General features: G+C 40.3%; 16 protein-coding genes. 4 read left to right on the top strand and 12 right to left on the bottom strand.

What is annotated here, in order from left to right; genetic code table 11:
* The first annotated feature begins 75 nt into the window (after positions 1-75).
* Genes J2X77_RS14200 through J2X77_RS14190 form a run of 3 tightly spaced genes read left to right on the top strand, consistent with a single transcriptional unit; the run spans position 76 to position 4,932 of the window.
* Complete coding sequence (locus J2X77_RS14200; protein WP_209574488.1) at positions 76-3,228, top strand: efflux RND transporter permease subunit; 3,153 nt, start codon at positions 76-78, stop codon at positions 3,226-3,228.
* The gene (locus tag J2X77_RS14195) at positions 3,228-4,694 is read left to right on the top strand and encodes an efflux transporter outer membrane subunit (RefSeq protein WP_209574490.1); all 1,467 of its coding nucleotides are present in this window, start codon (positions 3,228-3,230) and stop codon (positions 4,692-4,694) included. Before J2X77_RS14200 ends, J2X77_RS14195 begins: the two co-directional genes overlap by 1 nt.
* 25 nt (positions 4,695-4,719) lie before the next feature.
* Positions 4,720-4,932 carry a DUF6965 family protein gene (locus J2X77_RS14190; RefSeq protein ID WP_209574492.1) on the top strand — a complete coding sequence of 71 codons (213 nt, stop codon included), beginning with the start codon at positions 4,720-4,722 and terminating at the stop codon, positions 4,930-4,932.
* 35 nt (positions 4,933-4,967) lie between these two features.
* On the opposite strand, the gene J2X77_RS14185 is transcribed toward J2X77_RS14190, so the two are convergent.
* The 7 genes from J2X77_RS14185 to dinB form a co-directional block, all read right to left on the bottom strand.
* Positions 4,968-5,339 (bottom strand): response regulator, encoded by a 372-nt coding sequence (locus J2X77_RS14185; protein ID WP_209574494.1) that lies wholly within the window; start codon positions 5,337-5,339, stop codon positions 4,968-4,970.
* 251 nt (positions 5,340-5,590) lie between these two features.
* Positions 5,591-5,794, bottom strand: a complete 204-nt coding sequence (locus tag J2X77_RS14180) for a YwbE family protein (RefSeq protein WP_209574496.1) — start codon at positions 5,792-5,794, stop codon at positions 5,591-5,593.
* A gap of 252 nt (positions 5,795-6,046) precedes the next feature.
* The gene (rseP, locus tag J2X77_RS14175; RefSeq protein WP_209574498.1) at positions 6,047-7,372 is read right to left on the bottom strand and encodes an RIP metalloprotease RseP; all 1,326 of its coding nucleotides are present in this window, start codon (positions 7,370-7,372) and stop codon (positions 6,047-6,049) included.
* A 15-nt stretch (positions 7,373-7,387) separates the two neighbouring features.
* Positions 7,388-8,545, bottom strand: coding sequence for a 1-deoxy-D-xylulose-5-phosphate reductoisomerase (locus J2X77_RS14170; RefSeq protein ID WP_209574500.1), 1,158 nt, complete (start codon positions 8,543-8,545; stop codon positions 7,388-7,390).
* Between the two features lie 15 nt (positions 8,546-8,560).
* Positions 8,561-9,367 carry a beta-carotene 15,15'-monooxygenase gene (locus J2X77_RS14165; protein ID WP_209574502.1) on the bottom strand — a complete coding sequence of 269 codons (807 nt, stop codon included), beginning with the start codon at positions 9,365-9,367 and terminating at the stop codon, positions 8,561-8,563.
* Positions 9,368-9,576: 209 nt separating this feature from the next.
* A complete protein-coding gene (locus tag J2X77_RS14160) occupies positions 9,577-11,703 on the bottom strand; it encodes a S9 family peptidase (RefSeq protein WP_209574504.1) in 2,127 nt (708 codons plus the stop codon).
* 142 nt (positions 11,704-11,845) lie between these two features.
* Positions 11,846-12,943: a DNA polymerase IV gene (gene dinB / locus J2X77_RS14155; protein ID WP_209574506.1), complete on the bottom strand. Its 1,098-nt coding sequence runs from the start codon at positions 12,941-12,943 to the stop codon at positions 11,846-11,848.
* A gap of 224 nt (positions 12,944-13,167) precedes the next feature.
* Here dinB and J2X77_RS14150 point away from each other — a divergent pair, with 224 nt between their 5' ends.
* Positions 13,168-13,572: a hypothetical protein gene (locus J2X77_RS14150; RefSeq protein WP_209574508.1), complete on the top strand. Its 405-nt coding sequence runs from the start codon at positions 13,168-13,170 to the stop codon at positions 13,570-13,572.
* A gap of 143 nt (positions 13,573-13,715) precedes the next feature.
* Here J2X77_RS14150 and J2X77_RS14145 read toward each other — a convergent pair whose 3' ends face one another.
* From J2X77_RS14145 to J2X77_RS14125, 5 genes are all read right to left on the bottom strand, one after another.
* A complete protein-coding gene (locus tag J2X77_RS14145) occupies positions 13,716-14,675 on the bottom strand; it encodes an exonuclease (protein ID WP_209574510.1) in 960 nt (319 codons plus the stop codon).
* 4 nt (positions 14,676-14,679) lie between these two features.
* On the bottom strand, positions 14,680-15,255 hold the full coding sequence (gene coaE / locus J2X77_RS14140; protein WP_209574512.1) for a dephospho-CoA kinase: 576 nt from the start codon (positions 15,253-15,255) through the stop codon (positions 14,680-14,682).
* A 10-nt stretch (positions 15,256-15,265) separates the two neighbouring features.
* The gene (locus J2X77_RS14135) at positions 15,266-16,216 is read right to left on the bottom strand and encodes a YbbR-like domain-containing protein (protein ID WP_209574514.1); all 951 of its coding nucleotides are present in this window, start codon (positions 16,214-16,216) and stop codon (positions 15,266-15,268) included.
* A gap of 190 nt (positions 16,217-16,406) precedes the next feature.
* Complete coding sequence (yajC, locus tag J2X77_RS14130; RefSeq protein WP_209574516.1) at positions 16,407-16,724, bottom strand: preprotein translocase subunit YajC; 318 nt, start codon at positions 16,722-16,724, stop codon at positions 16,407-16,409.
* A gap of 26 nt (positions 16,725-16,750) precedes the next feature.
* Positions 16,751-17,212: a DUF1573 domain-containing protein gene (locus tag J2X77_RS14125; protein ID WP_209574518.1), complete on the bottom strand. Its 462-nt coding sequence runs from the start codon at positions 17,210-17,212 to the stop codon at positions 16,751-16,753.
* Between the last annotated feature and the right edge of the window lie 15 nt (positions 17,213-17,227).

Here is a 17,227-nt window from a genome sequence, read left to right as displayed (position 1 = left end):
TATTGATCATTTTTGCATGCTACTTGTGCCAGTGATACTGCGCACTGAAAGTAGCATGTTTAAAATTCTATATATATGCTTAAAACATTTATAAATAGGCCCGTATTGGCCACGGTGGTTTCCATTATCTTGGTTATTTTAGGTCTAGTAGGCCTAAAATTGCTACCTGTCTCGCGCTTTCCAGAAATCGCACCACCCAGTGTGCTTGTTTCACTCAGTTATCCTGGAGCGAATGCTGAAACAGTGGCAAAAAGTGTTTTATTACCTATTGAAGAAGCCATCAATGGTGTAGAGGATATGACTTACATCAAATCCTCTGCTTCCAACTCAGGGTCTGGGAGTGTTTCTGTTTATTTCAAGACAGGTACCAATCCAGACATTGCCTCCGTTAACGTACAGACTCGGATTTCCAAAGCCATTAGCTCCATTCCCGCGGAAGTAAATGAAGCGGGTATCACCGTCATGCCACGGCAAACCGGTGTCATTATGACCATCAACTTATACTCCGATCATCAAGACAGCGCCTATGACGAAACTTTTCTACAGGCCTTTGCACAGATTAACCTGATGCGCCCGTTACTACGTGTAGATGGGGTAGCTCAAGTGTCCCGCTTAGGGGCTAGGGATTATGCCATGAGACTCTGGTTAAACCCCGAAAAGCTCGCCCTTTACAACTTGGTTCCACAGGATGTCACTGACGCGATAAAAGATCAGAACTTTGAGATTGCCCCTGGTAAATTTGGGGAGACTTCAGACGAAGCTTTTGAGACTGTGATCCGCCATAAGGGGCGCTTCACCACACCGGAGGAATTCCAAAATATTGTGATTAAAACCAACGAAGATGGATCAGTGCTCTATCTAAAGGATGTCGCAAGAATAGAATTCGGAGCGACCAATCTAAGTAGCGATAATAAGGTAAATGGACATCCGGGCCTAACCCTCAATCTAACACAGACCAGTGGTTCTAACGCTCATGATATTGATATTGCCGTTAGAAAAGTACTCGAAGAACAATCAAAAACATTTCCAAAAGGCATACACTACGAAGTGACGTACTCGGTAAGGGACCAGATCGACGAATCGATCAACCAAGTCGAACACACACTTTTCGAAGCCTTTATCCTTGTATTTGTTATTGTATTTATTTTCTTACAAGATTTTAGGTCTACCTTAATTCCAGCCATTGCAATCCCGGTATCGCTGGTAGGAACGTTCTTTTTCCTGCAACTTTTTGGATTTTCACTGAATGTCCTAACCATGTTTGCCTTGGTATTGGCCATTGGAATTGTGGTGGATGATGCGATCGTTGTCGTTGAGGCGATCCACGAGAAAATGCACAGTACAGGGTTAAAAGCCCGAGCGGCGACATTGTCGACGATGTCCGAAATTACAGGCGCCATTCTGTCAATAACTATGGTCATGGCCGCCGTATTTTTGCCCGTTGGATTTATGGAAGGGCCGGCTGGAATCTTTTATCGACAGTTTGCTTACACGCTGGCAACGGCAATTCTGATTTCAGCACTCAATGCATTGACCTTAAGCCCTGCACTATGTGCACTCTTACTTAAAACGCCACAACATCACAACGATCAAAAAACCAGCAAGATAAATCAATTTAAAAACCGGTTCTTCAAGGCGTTCAACACCTCTTTTGATCGACTTACTTTACGGTATGTTGCCGTGGTAACAGTTCTCATTAAGAACAAAAAAATAGCCTGGACAGGTTTAATTTTGATTACGGCACTCGGCGCATTTTTTATGATCAAAACCCCTAAAAGTTTTATTCCGACCGAGGACGATGGTTTTATCACGTACAATATCGCCCTCCCTCCTGGTGCGTCATTGAGCCGGACAACGGAAGTACTTCACCGTGCCGATAGTATTTTAAAGAAAAGAGAGGATATCAATGGAATGACGACAGTTTCAGGTTTTAATGCCCTAGATGGAAGTTCAAGTCCGGCATTTGCCGCTGGTTACATTACCCTAAAACCCCACGCTAAGCGTGAGCATATCCAGGATATCAATGCCTTTATGGATACCATCAGAAAAGATCTATCCCAAATTAATGAAGCCACGTTTACGGTATTCCCTCGCCCTACTGTGCAGGGTTTTGGAGACTTTGCCGGAATTGAAATGGTTCTTCAGGATCGGATGGGTGGGGATATCAGAGACTTTAATACTATCGCCGACACATTTATAAACCAGCTAAATACCTTACCAGAGATACGAAGCGCCTACACAAGCTTCAAATCCAACTTCCCGCAGTATGAAGTCAATATTGATGCTGTGAAAGCAAAATCCCTGGGGGTCGATATCAAAGATCTAATGTCCACCATCAGATCTTACTTTGCACGCGTACAAGCGAGTGATTTCAATCGATTTGGCCGCCAGTATCGCGTTTATGTCCAATCGGATTTTGATTTCCGTAAAGATCCCGAATCCTTCAATTCAATTTTTGTACGGAATAGCAAAGGTGAAATGGTTCCTATAAATACCCTCCTGACCTTAGAGAAGACGGTGGGGCCCGAAACCATAACCCGTTATAATTTGTACAACGCTATCGCTGTGAATATCACCACTGCCGACGGTTACAGTACAGATGACGCTATGCAGGCTATCCAAAAAATGGCCGATAGCAACCTTCCTGGGAATTATGGATTTGAATGGACGGGCATGAGCTACGAGGAGAGCCAATCTGGCTCACAGACTGCGCTGATTTTTGCACTTAGTATTCTTTTTGTATACTTCCTGCTTTCGGCTCAATATGAAAGCTATATCCTTCCGTGGGCAGTACTATTGTCGATACCAGTGGGACTGATCGGCGTTTTCGCTGTCATCAACCTGGTGGGACTCCAAAACAACATTTATGTTCAGGTAGGGCTCATCATGCTTATTGGTCTTTTGGCCAAAAACGCAATTCTGATTGTAGAATTCGCCGTCCAGGAGCGTAAAAATGGTAAGAGTATCGTCGAAGCAGCCATCAATGGATCCAAGCTTAGATTAAGACCTATCTTGATGACCAGTTTGGCATTTGTAGCCGGTCTAGTACCACTAATGTGGACGGTAGGGCCATCAGCTATCGGCAATCACTCCATCAGTTTCAGCGCCGCCGGCGGTATGCTCTTTGGCGTAGCGTTTGGTATCTTCATCATCCCGGTATTATTTGTCGTATTTAAAAGCTTGGATGAAAAACTACATGATAAACTAGCTAAACAAGAGGAAGAATAATGAAAAACATAAAAAAATACATTTCGGGAATCGGTATAATCATAGGCCTATTAGGAATGATGAACGCTTGTAAAGTAGGAAAAGATTATGTGCAGCCCAAAGTAAAACTTCCTGAAAATTTTCGTGGTGATACACTAGACCTCTTCGGAGACACCTCCAGTATGGGACTAATTCATTGGAAATCTTTCTTCCACGATCCGACGTTGAAGTTATTAATTGATTCTGCGTTATCAAACAATTTTGAGATGAGGACTGCCTTGCTCAACCTGCAGATTTCAAACCGGCTATTAGCGCAAAATAAGGCTAATTACTTACCGAGTGTAAATGCAACCATTGCCAATGGAAACCGGACTTGGCGATCGCAGGATTTTGGCAGCGGCCCACTGACCAAATACTATGATCAAAAAGGTGAAAAAGCACCTCAAAATATGTTCGTCTATCAGTCAATGTTTGGCTCAGACATTAACTTTAGCTGGGAAATAGATATCTGGAAGAAGATAGGAAGCAAACAAGAGCAGCTATTGGCCGAATATTTGGATACCGAGGAAGCAAAAAATGCTGTACAGACCTCCATCATAACTTCGGTAGCAAAAGGCTATTTCAATCTTCTGATGCTTGATGCTAAAATAGAAGTCGCTAAACGTAACGTCCAATTAAACGATAGTACGCTCCGCATGATCAGGTTACAATATGAAGCTGGTGAAATCACCGCTTTGGCGATCCAACAAACACAATCGCAGCGTCTCTTAGCTGCGTCCCTTGTACCCGAACTGGAAAAGGAAATTGTCATTCAGGAAAATGCCCTTCAGACACTAACCGGAAAATTGCCCGACAGTATCAATAGAGGCACCTCTTACGAGCATCTCTTCGCCGAGAGCAAAGACATCTCCCTCGGTTCTCCATTAGAGATTCTTCGCAATAGACCTGACATCCGATCATCTGAGCTCCAATTGATGGCTGCCAATGCGAACGTTAATATCCAACAGGCCATGCGTTATCCATCCTTAACTATCGGTGGCGTATTAGGGGTTAATAGCATGCTTCCAAAAAATTGGTTCCATATTCCTGGAGCATTACTCGGCGGAATAACTGGAAATTTAACCACACCTATTTTCAAAAACAGAACATTAAAAACACAATATGAAGTAGCCAAATTGGAACGGGATAAGGCTGAAATTCAGTTGCAGCAAAATGTTGTGGAGGCAGTAGCCGAAGTCTCTAATGCAGTTGTTACAGTAGACAAACAACGTGAACAATTATCTCTGGCAAAAGAAAGAGTGGATAATGCGCAACTTGCGGTAAAAAATGCGAATCTACTCTTCAAAAGCGGATATGCCACTTATTTAGAGGTCATTACTGCGCAAAGCAATGCATTAAACAGTGACCTTGACCTTGTGGAGTTAAGACAGCAGCATTTAGATGCATTTGTAGATCTTTACCGCGCACTTGGCGGAGGTTGGAGATAAAGATTTAAAACTTTACTTTTGTCGTATGACTCCAGAGGAATTACAACAATATTTTAAATCCAAAGACCTTCCTGATACGCTGGAAATACAGCAGGACATGCAAGTCTTCGACGTTAAACGCTTCTTAAGCACAAGCTTTATCCATGTAAGCTTATGGAAAAAAGACTTAAGTAAATGTCCGTCCTGGATTAGACTGCTAAAATTCAAGGATGCTTTAGAAACCAAAGAAAAAGCCTAACAGATGTTAGGCTTTTTTTGTGTAGCTTTTTATATTCAAGAAGCAAGTTGTTTCATTAATAAAGGCATTTGCTCCTTTGAAAAAATCTCTTCTGCCCCAGCGTCCCGCATTTTCATCCGTTCATTTTCATCACTGCTCGATGTCAGCCCGAATATTCTGACGGAGGGAAACTTTTCTTTCATTATTTTTGCCGTTTCTATTCCGTTTAGCACGGGCATATGTAGATCCAGTATACATATCTGAGGAAGTTCATGTCCGTTGTCATGGAGGTAGTCAATTAAGTCCATCCCATTAGAAGCACAATAAACCAAATTCAATAAATGAGATTGAGTCATTGCGCGCATCAGTATATGATGAATCAATGCATCATCAGCATAGACAATCGTACATTTACTTTTGATATCCATTTGAAAAAACCGTCATTTAGTAATTATAAAAACAATATTATATAAATATGTAATAAAATAAAAAATACAGAAAAAAGTTAGTAATAATAATGTCGTTATGCAAGTTTTATGTCAAAATATCCACTAATAATAATTCAACAATCTTTACATTTGATTTATTCAAAAAGAACACCATAGGCAGCAGATCTTTCCATATAAATAGTATGAGGAAAGATTAAATAAAAAAGAGCGGAAGATCAGTAGAACACCTGCTAAAAGTCATCTTCAATAATTTCGGCCACTCTTCCTATTTGGCCGTCCGTCAATCTCACTTTAATTCCTCTCGAATGATAAGAGGATGAGGTCAACAAGTCCTTCACAATCCCCTCTGTAAGACTTCCAGTACGTTGATCTTTTTTTAAGACGATATTCACCAACATACCAGGCTTTACATCTGCTCTATTTCTTCCATCCATGACCAAACTTAGAAAAATTGTTTTTCAAAAGCAATATAAATAGAGAATTTATTGTTGTAAAAATTTTCATCCTAAAGGCTGAAATAAATAAAATGAAAACATATGAAGGGCGAATGCAGCTAGCAGATAATTATACAACGCGAAGCCTTTTCCTGTAAGCGTATCGATATCATAAAGTAAAGGGGGCTTTGAATTTAGCCCCCTTTACTTTATGATATACATGCCGTCAGCATCGGCTGGCGATCGATTGAGTTACTTAAAGAGCTTAAAAATATCGTTCCCGAATATAAAGACCATTAAAGCCAAAAGAATAAAGAAACCAACCATCTGCGCTTTTTCCAGGAATTTTTCGCTCAATGGCTTACCTTGTATCATTTCAATCAATAAGAATAATACGTGCCCACCATCCAGTGCTGGAATAGGCAATAGGTTCATAAATGCCAATGCCATCGATAACATGCCTACCAAAGACCAAAAACGGATCCAATCCACCTCCGTACCAAACAAAGTTGCGATACCAATGGGACCCGATAAGGCTTTATCAGCACGCACTTCACCTTTGAAAATTTTGCCAAATCCTTTGGCATTATCGGTAATCACTGTAAAAGCCTTCTTTGCACCAATTGGGAGTGCCTCTGTCAAAGTATATTGTGTTGTAAAAGACTTGATGGAATAATCACGGTTAATGCCTATTCCCAGCATAGCATCAGCAGGAACATTTCCTTGCAGTGAAACTTCCTCTCCATTACGCAGTACTTTAATAGCAACAGTTTTATTTATATTCGCTTTTATTTGTGTCTTAAATTGGTCAAAGAAGGGAACCTGCGTACCATTTACAGCGATAATGCTGTCGCCTTTCACAAAACCCATTTTACTAGCCACCGATCCCGGAGCAACTTCAGCAACGCTTGTTGTTCTAACACGTGGTTCAATAAACTTCTCTCCTTTTTTGTCAGAAAGTGTATTTAATAAATCGGCTGGAACTTTGACATCTTCAGTCACACCACCACGTTCGACGGCGAGTGTAACTCCGCCCATCAAGACTTTGGAACTGATCAGTTCGGAGTAGTTCTCTACGCGGTTACCATCAATTGCGACCACCTTATCACCGGCTTTCAAACCAATAGATTCACCAATAGAGCCCGGCACAATACCGTTTACAAGCTGGTTCATTTTGATATCCGTATTGCCCATTTTAAAAGTCAGCATCCAAAAAACAACAACACCGACCACAATATTGACAATAATACCGCCCAACATAACAATCAAACGTTGCCAAGCTGGTTTTGATCGAAATTCCCAAGGCTGTGGTTCACCCTTCAATTGCTCTGTATCCATCGACTCATCGATCATCCCAGCAATTTTGACATAACCGCCTAATGGTAACCAGCCAATACCATATTCACATCCTTTGTAATTGAATTTAAACAATTTCACTCCCCAAGCATCAAAGAACAAATAAAACTTTTCTACCTTGATACCAAATGCACGCGCTGCTAAAAAATGTCCTAACTCATGTAGAACAATTAAAATTGACAAGCCTAGAATCACTTGTCCGACCATAATTAAAACACCCATGTATGCTTTTTAAATTTAATCTTTGATTATTTCCTTTGTTATTAATCTTGCTACACGATCCGTTTCCAGATAATCATCCAACGTCGGTGTAGCAATAAATTGTACTCGATCCAATGTCTGTTCAATAACATCACTCATCTCCAGAAAACCAACTCGATCTTTCAAGAACGCATCTACAACGACTTCATTGGCGGCATTCAATACGCAGCTTCTATTGCCACCGGCCCGCAAACTTTCATAAGCAAGAGCCAGATTTCTGAAGGTTTCCATATCTGCTTTTTCGAAACTGAGCGTTGGATAGTCCATGAAATTAAAACGCTCAAAATTATTTTCGAAACGTCCTGGATATGTCAACGCATATTGGATCGGCAATTTCATATCAGGTACCCCCATTTGCGCTTTCATAGAACCGTCTTGAAACTGAACCAGGGAATGCACAATGGATTGAGGATGTACAATGACATCAACTTGATCTATCGACAGATTGAAAAGCCATTTTGCTTCAATGACTTCTAAGCCTTTATTCATCAAAGAAGCGGAATCAATCGTGATTTTGGCTCCCATAGACCAATTGGGATGCTTCAATGCTTGAGCCTTGGTAACACATTGAAGCTCTGCTCTACTTTTACCTCTAAAAGGCCCGCCAGAAGCGGTAATGTAGATTTTCTCTATCGGATTATGCTCCTCTCCGGTCAAACACTGAAAAATTGCCGAATGCTCTGAATCCACAGGCAGCATTCGAACGCCATATTCATGCACCAAAGCCATAATCAGCTCGCCAGCGACAACCAGTGTTTCCTTGTTAGCCAAAGCGATATCCTTTTTGGATTGAATCGCTTTCACAGTAGGCTTTAATCCGGCAGACCCAACAATCGCATTCAAGACAACATCAACATCTTCATATTGAACCACTTCAACCAACCCCAATTCACCTAAAAGAACAGCGATATTATGCCCTTTTAGGGCGTCCTGAACATAACTATATTGAAGGGAATCCGTTACAACAACTGCTTTGGGCTTAAACTCCAAAGCCTGCTGAATTAACAATGAAGCGTTGCTACCACATGTCAAAACGACTGCTTCAAATTGATTAGGAAAGGCTCTTATAACATCCAAGGCTTGTGTGCCTATACTTCCCGTTGCCCCTAAAATGGCAATTCCTTTTTTACTCAAAACCTTTGCTATTAATTAAAATATATTTTTTAAAATCTTTGGATCCTCTCCACCATGATAATCTGCCATCATTGAACGATAAGCTACCGAAACGACAATGCAAGCTAAAGGTACAACCAAAAAAGAACTCACGAGGTTCAAAATAATAAAAATTATGTAATATTCTAAAAAATTAAAATACATCTGTAGCAACTGAAAGAAAGCAAACACAGCCAAAATCAACAACAGTTTGAACACGTTACCCTTTGTCAGTGCAAAACTAAAACGCAAAGATTTGAAAGTACCCGCGTGTTTATCAATAATGAAGAATGGATAAAATGCCACTCTTATAATCAGGAGAAAGGTCAATATGGCTGCCACAAAAACGACAAACATCGTAAAATTGCTCATCAGCTCTACACGATTTTCACCGTTTTCAAACAAATAAAGAAAGGGTAAAGAAACTGCCCCCAATAGCAGTAAGAGCATTATTGAAAGCACCATGATACTGAGCATAGCTCCGAAAAAGTAAACGAGTTCCTTTGAACTTGGGATACATTGAATCAGTTTCTTATCATGATTTCCATCTATCAGACTCAAAATATACTTAAACAAAGTCATATTCAATCCGAAATACATTACCATGAAAAAAAACGCCATAAAACCACTCAACACTACATTGAAATCACTAATCGATGTTGCGAGATAATTGGAGAGTCCAGAAGTCACAAATAACAGAAAACAAAGCCCGGCAACCGAAAAATAATGCTTTTTCAGCAACTCCAATGACTTATTAAAAACCTCATTAACGGCAAAAGTACTTTCCTTTAGGAATTGAATCATTTTATCTTTGAATAAACTTCTACAAAGATGCCATATTTTTTAATTTTCAACAATTTACACACACAGAAAAATCACTTTTTTTCTCATATTTAACATAAAGAAGAACCCGATGGAGAATATTTGGCAGCGTGAATAAATGAAAATACTCCGTAAAATAAAAATCCCCTATCGAAGTGACAGGGGAAGCTATATTTTCACCTTAGTTAGGCTTATTTAAACTCTTTTGGAAGCGGCTTTTCCAGTAAATATTGATAGTAAAAACGCGCACGTTCGTTAAAATCATATTTGCTTTTCGATCGGTCAAATCCATGCCGGCTTCCAGGATAAATCATCAATTCGAAAGGAACATTTCGATCAGTCAATTTATCGACGAGCTGGATTGTATTCTGCAGATGTACATTGTCGTCCATATCGCCATGCATAATACGCAACACACCTTTATAATGATTAGCATAAGTCAATACAGATCCGGCCTTATATCCATCCGGGTTGTCCTGCGGTGTATCCATCCATCGTTCTGTGTAATGACTATCATAGAGATCCCATGACGTTACAGGCGCACCTGCAATACCGAAATCAAATACATCAGCGGCTTTTGTCATCGCTAAACAGGTCATGTATCCACCATAGCTATGCCCTGTGATAAGCACCTTGTTTTTAGCCACCCATGGTTGTGATTTCAACCATTTAACGATGGTTGAATAATCAATAATCTCCCAATGACCAAGATTACGGTGCATATAGGCAACACCTTTTTTGCCAAAATGCCCCGAAGCACGGTGATCTGCGGAGACTTGAATAACTCCTTCATTAGCCCAATACTGGTTGTTTGTCCCTTTCCAGGTATCTTTTACTGTCCCAGCATCCGGTCCACCGTAGATACTGAAAACAACCGGATAAACTTTCGATTGATCAAAATCTGTCGGATAAGTTATTGTCAGGGGAAGATTGAACAATCCGTCATCCGATTTAATATGTAAATATTCGGTTTTACCGTACGTATAGGAAGCAAAATCTGCTGCTTTGCTATCCGCCAATTGCCTAACGACCTTACCCCGATTATCCAACAGTGCAAATCTATCTGGTGTACTTACATTAGAATATTTAGTAATAAAATACTGGCCATTGGGCGATACATTAACATCGTGTGAGTACTCACCAAAAGTCAGACGTTTGAGATTTTTACCCGAATAATCCACACGGTAAAGATCAAACCGCGCTGAGTTTTCTTTACGTGCAGTAAAATAGATCACCTTGTTTTTTTCATCGATCCGCTTCAATTCGGTCACCTGCCATTCACCAGAGGTAATGGGATTTACCAATGTACCGTCCAATTTATAGAGGTAATAGTGGGCCCAACCTGACTTGTCCGATTTTAAGATATAATATTTATTATCAGCAAGATAAGTTATACGCTCATCGTGATCCAAATTGATCCATGAAGACTGACGCTCATCATAGATTTCTTTTTTTAAACCAGAGTTCGGATCGACCTGATAAAACTTTAAATTGTTCTGATCCCGGTTCATCCACTGTACCATTAGATTTTTACTATCAAAGGCCCAATAAGGCTGACCGAAATACTGATCGTCTTTTTCGTTAAAATCAGCCCATGTAACTTTGCCCCCAGAAAGATGAACTATACCGACTTTGACTTCTGGATTCGGGTCACCCGCTTTAGGGTATCTTGTTTCCTCGAGATAACCATGCTGACCTTTCGACGAATAAATAGGAAACATCGGAACCTTTGTATCATCGAATCGCATAAATGCTATCTTACGACTATCTGGAGACCACCAAAAAGCTTTGTACTTTGTCGGACGCCCAAGAATCTCCTCGTAATACACCCAAGATGACCAACCATTGTAAATGACGTCAGTACCATCATGTGTATATTGCATCTCTTCTCCGGATACCACATCCACGCTGTATAAATTACTTTTGCGCGTGAAAGCCACATATTTACCATCTGGTGACAACGTGGGGTTTTGTTCGGCAATGTCAGGCGAATTGGTAAGCTTCTTTACGGCTCCATCACTGCTTTTTAGGAAGATATCGTTGTTATCGATGTAGACAACCGTTCCTTCTTTAGCAGGAATTGTATAAATACTTCTGTTGCCTGATTTAACGTCGACCTGATACAAACGACCATCGTTTACATCATTCTCCAGGTAAGCTGTTCCGTCTGCCCAGCCAGGATACTGATTGGTGCGGACCGTCAAAGATTGCTTTTGCCCCCAGGACTGCGCAAAATCCAATTTCTTCTGCGCAACACCAGTCTCGTGCACAAAAAAAACGATAGACGCACCTAAGAGTACTCTTGATACCGTATTCATTACTTTTTGGATATGTTTATTATTATTTGGGCTAAGATAAAGAATTGTGACAAATAACGATGATTTTGCCTGTAACAAGCTTAATTCACATGTTGTTTATTCTTTAGCTTATCAAAAGTCGAACAATAGTGCGGATTATTGACTAAGGATGATGGTCAAAAAGGTTTAGCTGTATACCTTCCTTTGGAAAATCAGTTTCTTCTACAAAGTTGGATATTGAAACCCCCAACAGACGCACCTTGTTTAGCAGCTCAACCTTGTTTAACAGACGATGAGCTGTAGCGTAAATTTTGTCTTCGGAGTCGAAACTACTTTCTATGGTTGTGCTACGTGTCAGCTGCACAAAATCCGCATATTTAACTTTCAAGGTTAACGTTCGTCCAGAAACTTCCTTTTTCCCAATACGTAACCACAACTGTTTACAGAGTCGATGCAAAATGCTGTTTAATTCTTCAAATGCTTCTACATCCACCTCAAAAGTATCCTCAATACCAATCGATTTACTGCTGCGATTAGGAACAACTGGACGGTCATCGATACCTCTGACAATACGGTAAAAAAAATGACCTGTCTTTCCAAACCAACGGACTAGATCATCTTCACGCTGTTTTTTTAAATCGAGCCCCGTAAAAAGCCCCAATTCGTGCATTTTCTTCGCAGTGACTTTCCCTACGCCAAAAAATTTATCTACGGGCAATGACTCCATAAACTTGACAATTTTAGAAGGACCAATAAATGTCAAACCATTGGGTTTATCCATATCTGAAGCAATTTTCGCTACAAATTTATTGACAGACACACCAGCGGACACCGTTAAGTTCAGTTCGTCCTTTATCGCTCCTTTAATCGCCTTGGCAATATCGATTGCCGAACCGATTCCCTGTTTATCCACTGTAACATCTAAATATGCTTCATCCAGGGAAAGTGGTTCAATTAAGTCCGTATACCGTAGAAAAATCTCCCTGATCTGATACGAAACCTGCCGATAAACATCAAAACGAGGATAAGTGAAGATAATATGAGGGCACAGTTGAAGAGCCTTTCTTGAGCTCATAGCAGATTTGACACCAAATTTTCTTGCTTCATAGCTTGCTGTCGCAACCACCCCTCTCCCATCTGGAGATCCGCCGACAGCGATTGCCTTCCCCCGAAATTCGGGGAAGTCGCGCTGATCTACAGATGCATAGAATGCGTCCATATCCAAGTGAATAATCTTGCGATATACCCGTGCTGAGTCCATTAGACAAATTTACAAAAATTAGCATAACAGCACACACCAAGGAGAAAATAACTAATAGAATTAGCATCCACCAAAATACCTTTTTCATTGACTTTAAATAAAAACCACTAGCATTTATGCCGTTCATTATTTATCTTTAGATGAAATTACACAATAGGGTATCGAAAGAATACATTTCTAATTGTTTTACAAACTGTTTCAAACCATTTTAATTCAAATACATAATGGAAAATTTACCTGAACAACAAAAGAAGAAATCCGGATTAAAAAAATTTTTGCTCATCCTGATCCTCTTTATCCTCGTCGGGGGTGGCTCATATGCCTACTGGAAATATTATTATGTATTCGGTGAGGGTGTCAAGTCGGGCTATCTTAATTATGCTGTAAGGAAGGGTAATATTTTTAAGACATATGAGGGCAAGCTCATCCAAGAAGGATTTGGAAGCATTAAAACTGGAGGAATAGCCAGCAATCAATTTGAATTTTCTATTGAAGACGATTCAGTTTTTCAACAATTGGAGCTAAACAGTGGCAAATATTTCGATCTACGTTACAAAGAATATCATGGAGTACTTCCTTGGCGCGGAAATACTGTCTATGTTGTTGACAAGATTGTTAATATGAAATAGAAACTTCGCTGGTCATACAGCGAAGTTTTCAAATGAGCGATCGAAATCAGTTGTATGGCGCTGTTATAGAGACACCAAGATATAAGTTGCTCCACTTTCTTGGCATGGGTGTACCCTGCAGAAGATCTTCGACACTGACAGACTTATGCTTGTGCCAGAAAGACGTCGCGGACGATCAGTTTATCATTGAAATAACTTCTCAGAATCGTTCCATCACCGTGGAGTGTCCATACTTCCCGAGGATCAACCATTTTGATATACTGGAGAATGTCGTTCCAGTCCACGTGATCGGAAATATAAAGTTCGATATCATTCTGTGCCTGCAGGCGCTTCCAGCCCGAAGCGAACGCCCGCAATACTTTGGTCGCTCTGAAGTAACTATTAAATGTCATTGGGGGAACCAGATAAACTTTATTCTGTTCGCCCTGTTTCATTTCCTTCCTGTTATAAGGCTCGTAATTTAATTTCTTCAGTCCATATGCGTCATACAGTCTGTGGTACGGTAATATTCCACTATGCACAAGTACTTTTCTATCCGGACAGTATCTATTGATCAAATCAGTAACTCGCTGCGCCTTCCCCAGTACATAAGTACCCAATAAGATATTACTGGCGTGACCATCCAATTTTTTGATTTCCTCGGCCGGGTCAGGATGGATAACAGCTGGATTTGCAAAGGTACTTTCGGTAATCAATACATCAGCGTGATGCATTTCGATGGGTTCACAGGTATCATCGGGCTGTAATTTATAATCGCCTGTATACAAATATCTCACGCCCATATATTCCATTAGAATCTGTGCCGACCCGAGGATATGTCCTGCCGGTATTAACGTAATCTCGACGGCACCGAGTTTAAAAGGGCTGTTATACAATTTAACCTGATAGGAGTCTTTCCGATTTTGCTTATAACGGTGGCTCATAAACAAAGTTGTCGCATGGGTAGCATACACATAGTCGTGCCCTGAGCTCGCATGATCGCCATGGGCATGAGATACGACATTATGCATAACTGGATTGCTGGCATCGATAAAAAAATCACCGTAACGGCAGTAATAACCTTCTGGCTTTCTGACAAAGAAGTCAGGCAATATTATAGACATACTATTATTTTAAAAATTTTTGATGTAGATTCCACACTTGTGGCAATAATGGTGTGGTGCCATCATTAACGATGACAAAGTCGGCCAATTTTAACTTTTCTTCGTCAGAGAGTTGCTTATTAATTCGCTCCATGACCTGTCCTTCCGTAACCTTATCGCGCTCCATTACGCGTTGAACACGTACGGATAAAGGCGCGGTAACCAGAATAGTATAATCAAGATCCTTATAAGAGCCGCTTTCAAAAAGTAAGGCGGCCTCCTTGAGTGTATAACGGGATTTTTGTTGTTCTGCCCATTCCTTCGCCTCCTGAATAACGATAGGGTGTATAATTCCGTTCACAAGTTCGAGCTTCTTTCTGTCCGAAAATATCCGTTGGGCTAAGAAAGCCCGATCCAACTTCCCGTCCGGATAAGTCTCCGCTCCAAATTCCGCGATTAAGCGTTTTTTAATCCGAATATCGGTATTCATCAGTTTTTTAGCTTCCTCATCCGCGTTATAAACAGGTACTGCCATGGCTTTAAACAGCTTGCAGATAAATGTTTTACCTGATCCAATTCCGCCTGTTATTCCAATCTTCATGAAAATATCGTTATTTACGTACAAAAAAGTCTACATTTTGGGGCACAATGCTGATTATCTGACAATATTCAGGAACCTTGGTCAATAAAATGGGTAAGTACTGTACCTGATTCTTCTCCCAATCTGAAAGGTCTACCACCGCCTCAAAATCGCGCGAAGTATACTTATTGTAATCTTTTACGGACATCAATACCGTGACAACAACTTTACTTGGACTAAGTCTGACCGAACTATACCGTTGTCCATTTTCCACCTTGACAGGTAATTCGATTACTTTCTCGGTCAATTCACCTACTGGCATCAGCACCTCAACAGACGTTGGATAAACATTGATATTCCCTTTTTGGTTTCTCGCCAGATTTGCAACAGTTCGTACATCGGTCTCCACGTCTTTCCCGCGTACGGTATCGGTTTCCCAGTATTCAATTGCCGAGACATCCTCATAAGGCCCGGTGATGGTCACATAAGCTGGTATAACTTTGGTTTCAGCGATAAAGCCGTATCCCCGTTTAAATGCAATATTAGCAAGGGGATTTACAGGCACTTTACGTTGTGTCTGTTTCGAAAAATCAAAAAACAAGGTATCGGGACTGACAGAGACGACCCGCTGTTCATGCGGAAATTGCCGATTAATAAATCCCAGCTGATTAGAAAAAACGATCCAATCTTTGGTTTTTAATGAGCTTAGGTCGACCTGAACTTTAGGTGTTTCCAAAGCAGCTTTTGAAAATAAAAATTGCCATCCCGTCATTTCCAGCTTAACTTTTACAGTATCAGACTGCTGCGGGTGGAACGCCCGCTTCTCTGGCAGATTAACGTATTCAATCGCGGCCTTGACGGATACAGTATATTGGTTGGAGATCGAAAATAATAGCCAAGCTAACAACGAAATTCCAACACAACGTATGAAGATATTTATCTTACGCCGTTGGATCTTATTTATTCGAACTGTATTCGCCATGATACAAACTTAATCAATTTGCATAAAAATCAGCGTTCTAATCTTCAATTTTAAAAACGACAAAATTTATATCGTATTTTTTTCTTACTCAGCGGGGGTTTTAACAAAAATGGACATTCCGTTGATAAACCAAAATAAAAAAAGGCCAGTTTTCTTAAAAAACTGGCCTTCATTTCTCTCTCGAAAAAGCTTATGAAGCGCTCTTCTCTGTGTTGTTAGCAGCTTTAGAAGCATCTAACGCGATTGCTGATTTGTCAAAACGAATTCTAACGCCCGAACCTACATCAACCAAGAATGTAGTATCTGATACTTCTACAATACGACCGTGAATACCAGCTGTCGTTACTACTTTAGAGTTTACACCAAGTTCTTCAATATATTTTTTGTGATCTTTTTGCTTCTTCATTTGCGGTCTGATCATGAAGAAATAAAATACCACGATAATCAAAACCATTGGTAGAAAACTCATCAAATTGCCACCCGCTGCTTGTAATAATACTGTGTTCATTTGTAATTATATCGTTTAATAATGTGTTATTTTGCTAATACTTCGCCTTTTAGCTGCACGGTTGTCAAACCGTTTGAAGCATTCGATTGAATCGTAATGATCTTCTGTTGTTTGCCAACTTGTCCTTCACTGTTGAAAGTTACATGGATTTCAGATGTTCCACCCGGCAAAATAGGGCTTTTTGAAAATTCAGGCTGCGTACATCCACATGAAGCTGTCACTTTCGAGATAATAATAGGTGCATCACCTGTATTTTTAAGCGCAAAGGTATGTTTTACCTGCGCACCTTCCTTTACCTGACCGAAATCAAATGCAGATTCTTCAAATTCTACTTTCCCCAATTGTGCTGCAGCCTTAGAAAGGCTATCTGCAGCGGCGGTGTCAGTTGCTATCCTCGCTCCTTCTTCTTTTCCCTTGTTTGCATTTCCACAAGAAAAGAAAAACATTGCTAGCAAAGCTAAAACCGAATATTTGCCAAAGTTTTTCATTCGTATAAATTATTT

Origin of the sequence: Sphingobacterium sp. 2149, assembly GCF_031455655.1 — a bacterium.
Taxonomy (GTDB): domain Bacteria; phylum Bacteroidota; class Bacteroidia; order Sphingobacteriales; family Sphingobacteriaceae; genus Sphingobacterium.
The sequence above is the reverse complement of the archived record's forward strand: the minus strand, read 5'-3'. Positions and strand labels throughout refer to the sequence as shown.

Excerpts from the sequence above, each read along its gene's own strand:
- J2X77_RS14125 (WP_209574518.1), bottom strand. The coding sequence starts at position 17,212 with ATGAAAAACTTTGGCAAATATTCGGTTTTAGCTTTGCTAGCAATGTTT.
- J2X77_RS14135 (WP_209574514.1), bottom strand. The coding sequence starts at position 16,216 with ATGGCGAATACAGTTCGAATAAATAAGATCCAACGGCGTAAGATAAAT.
- dinB (WP_209574506.1), bottom strand. The coding sequence starts at position 12,943 with ATGGACTCAGCACGGGTATATCGCAAGATTATTCACTTGGATATGGAC.
- J2X77_RS14165 (WP_209574502.1), bottom strand. The coding sequence starts at position 9,367 with ATGATTCAATTCCTAAAGGAAAGTACTTTTGCCGTTAATGAGGTTTTT.
- yajC (WP_209574516.1), bottom strand. The coding sequence starts at position 16,724 with ATGAACACAGTATTATTACAAGCAGCGGGTGGCAATTTGATGAGTTTT.
- J2X77_RS14200 (WP_209574488.1), top strand. The coding sequence starts at position 76 with ATGCTTAAAACATTTATAAATAGGCCCGTATTGGCCACGGTGGTTTCC.
- J2X77_RS14160 (WP_209574504.1), bottom strand. The coding sequence starts at position 11,703 with ATGAATACGGTATCAAGAGTACTCTTAGGTGCGTCTATCGTTTTTTTT.
- rseP (WP_209574498.1), bottom strand. The coding sequence starts at position 7,372 with ATGGGTGTTTTAATTATGGTCGGACAAGTGATTCTAGGCTTGTCAATT.
- J2X77_RS14195 (WP_209574490.1), top strand. The coding sequence starts at position 3,228 with ATGAAAAACATAAAAAAATACATTTCGGGAATCGGTATAATCATAGGC.
- J2X77_RS14150 (WP_209574508.1), top strand. The coding sequence starts at position 13,168 with ATGGAAAATTTACCTGAACAACAAAAGAAGAAATCCGGATTAAAAAAA.
- J2X77_RS14185 (WP_209574494.1), bottom strand. The coding sequence starts at position 5,339 with ATGGATATCAAAAGTAAATGTACGATTGTCTATGCTGATGATGCATTG.
- J2X77_RS14180 (WP_209574496.1), bottom strand. The coding sequence starts at position 5,794 with ATGGATGGAAGAAATAGAGCAGATGTAAAGCCTGGTATGTTGGTGAAT.
- J2X77_RS14190 (WP_209574492.1), top strand. The coding sequence starts at position 4,720 with ATGACTCCAGAGGAATTACAACAATATTTTAAATCCAAAGACCTTCCT.
- J2X77_RS14145 (WP_209574510.1), bottom strand. The coding sequence starts at position 14,675 with ATGTCTATAATATTGCCTGACTTCTTTGTCAGAAAGCCAGAAGGTTAT.
- coaE (WP_209574512.1), bottom strand. The coding sequence starts at position 15,255 with ATGAAGATTGGAATAACAGGCGGAATTGGATCAGGTAAAACATTTATC.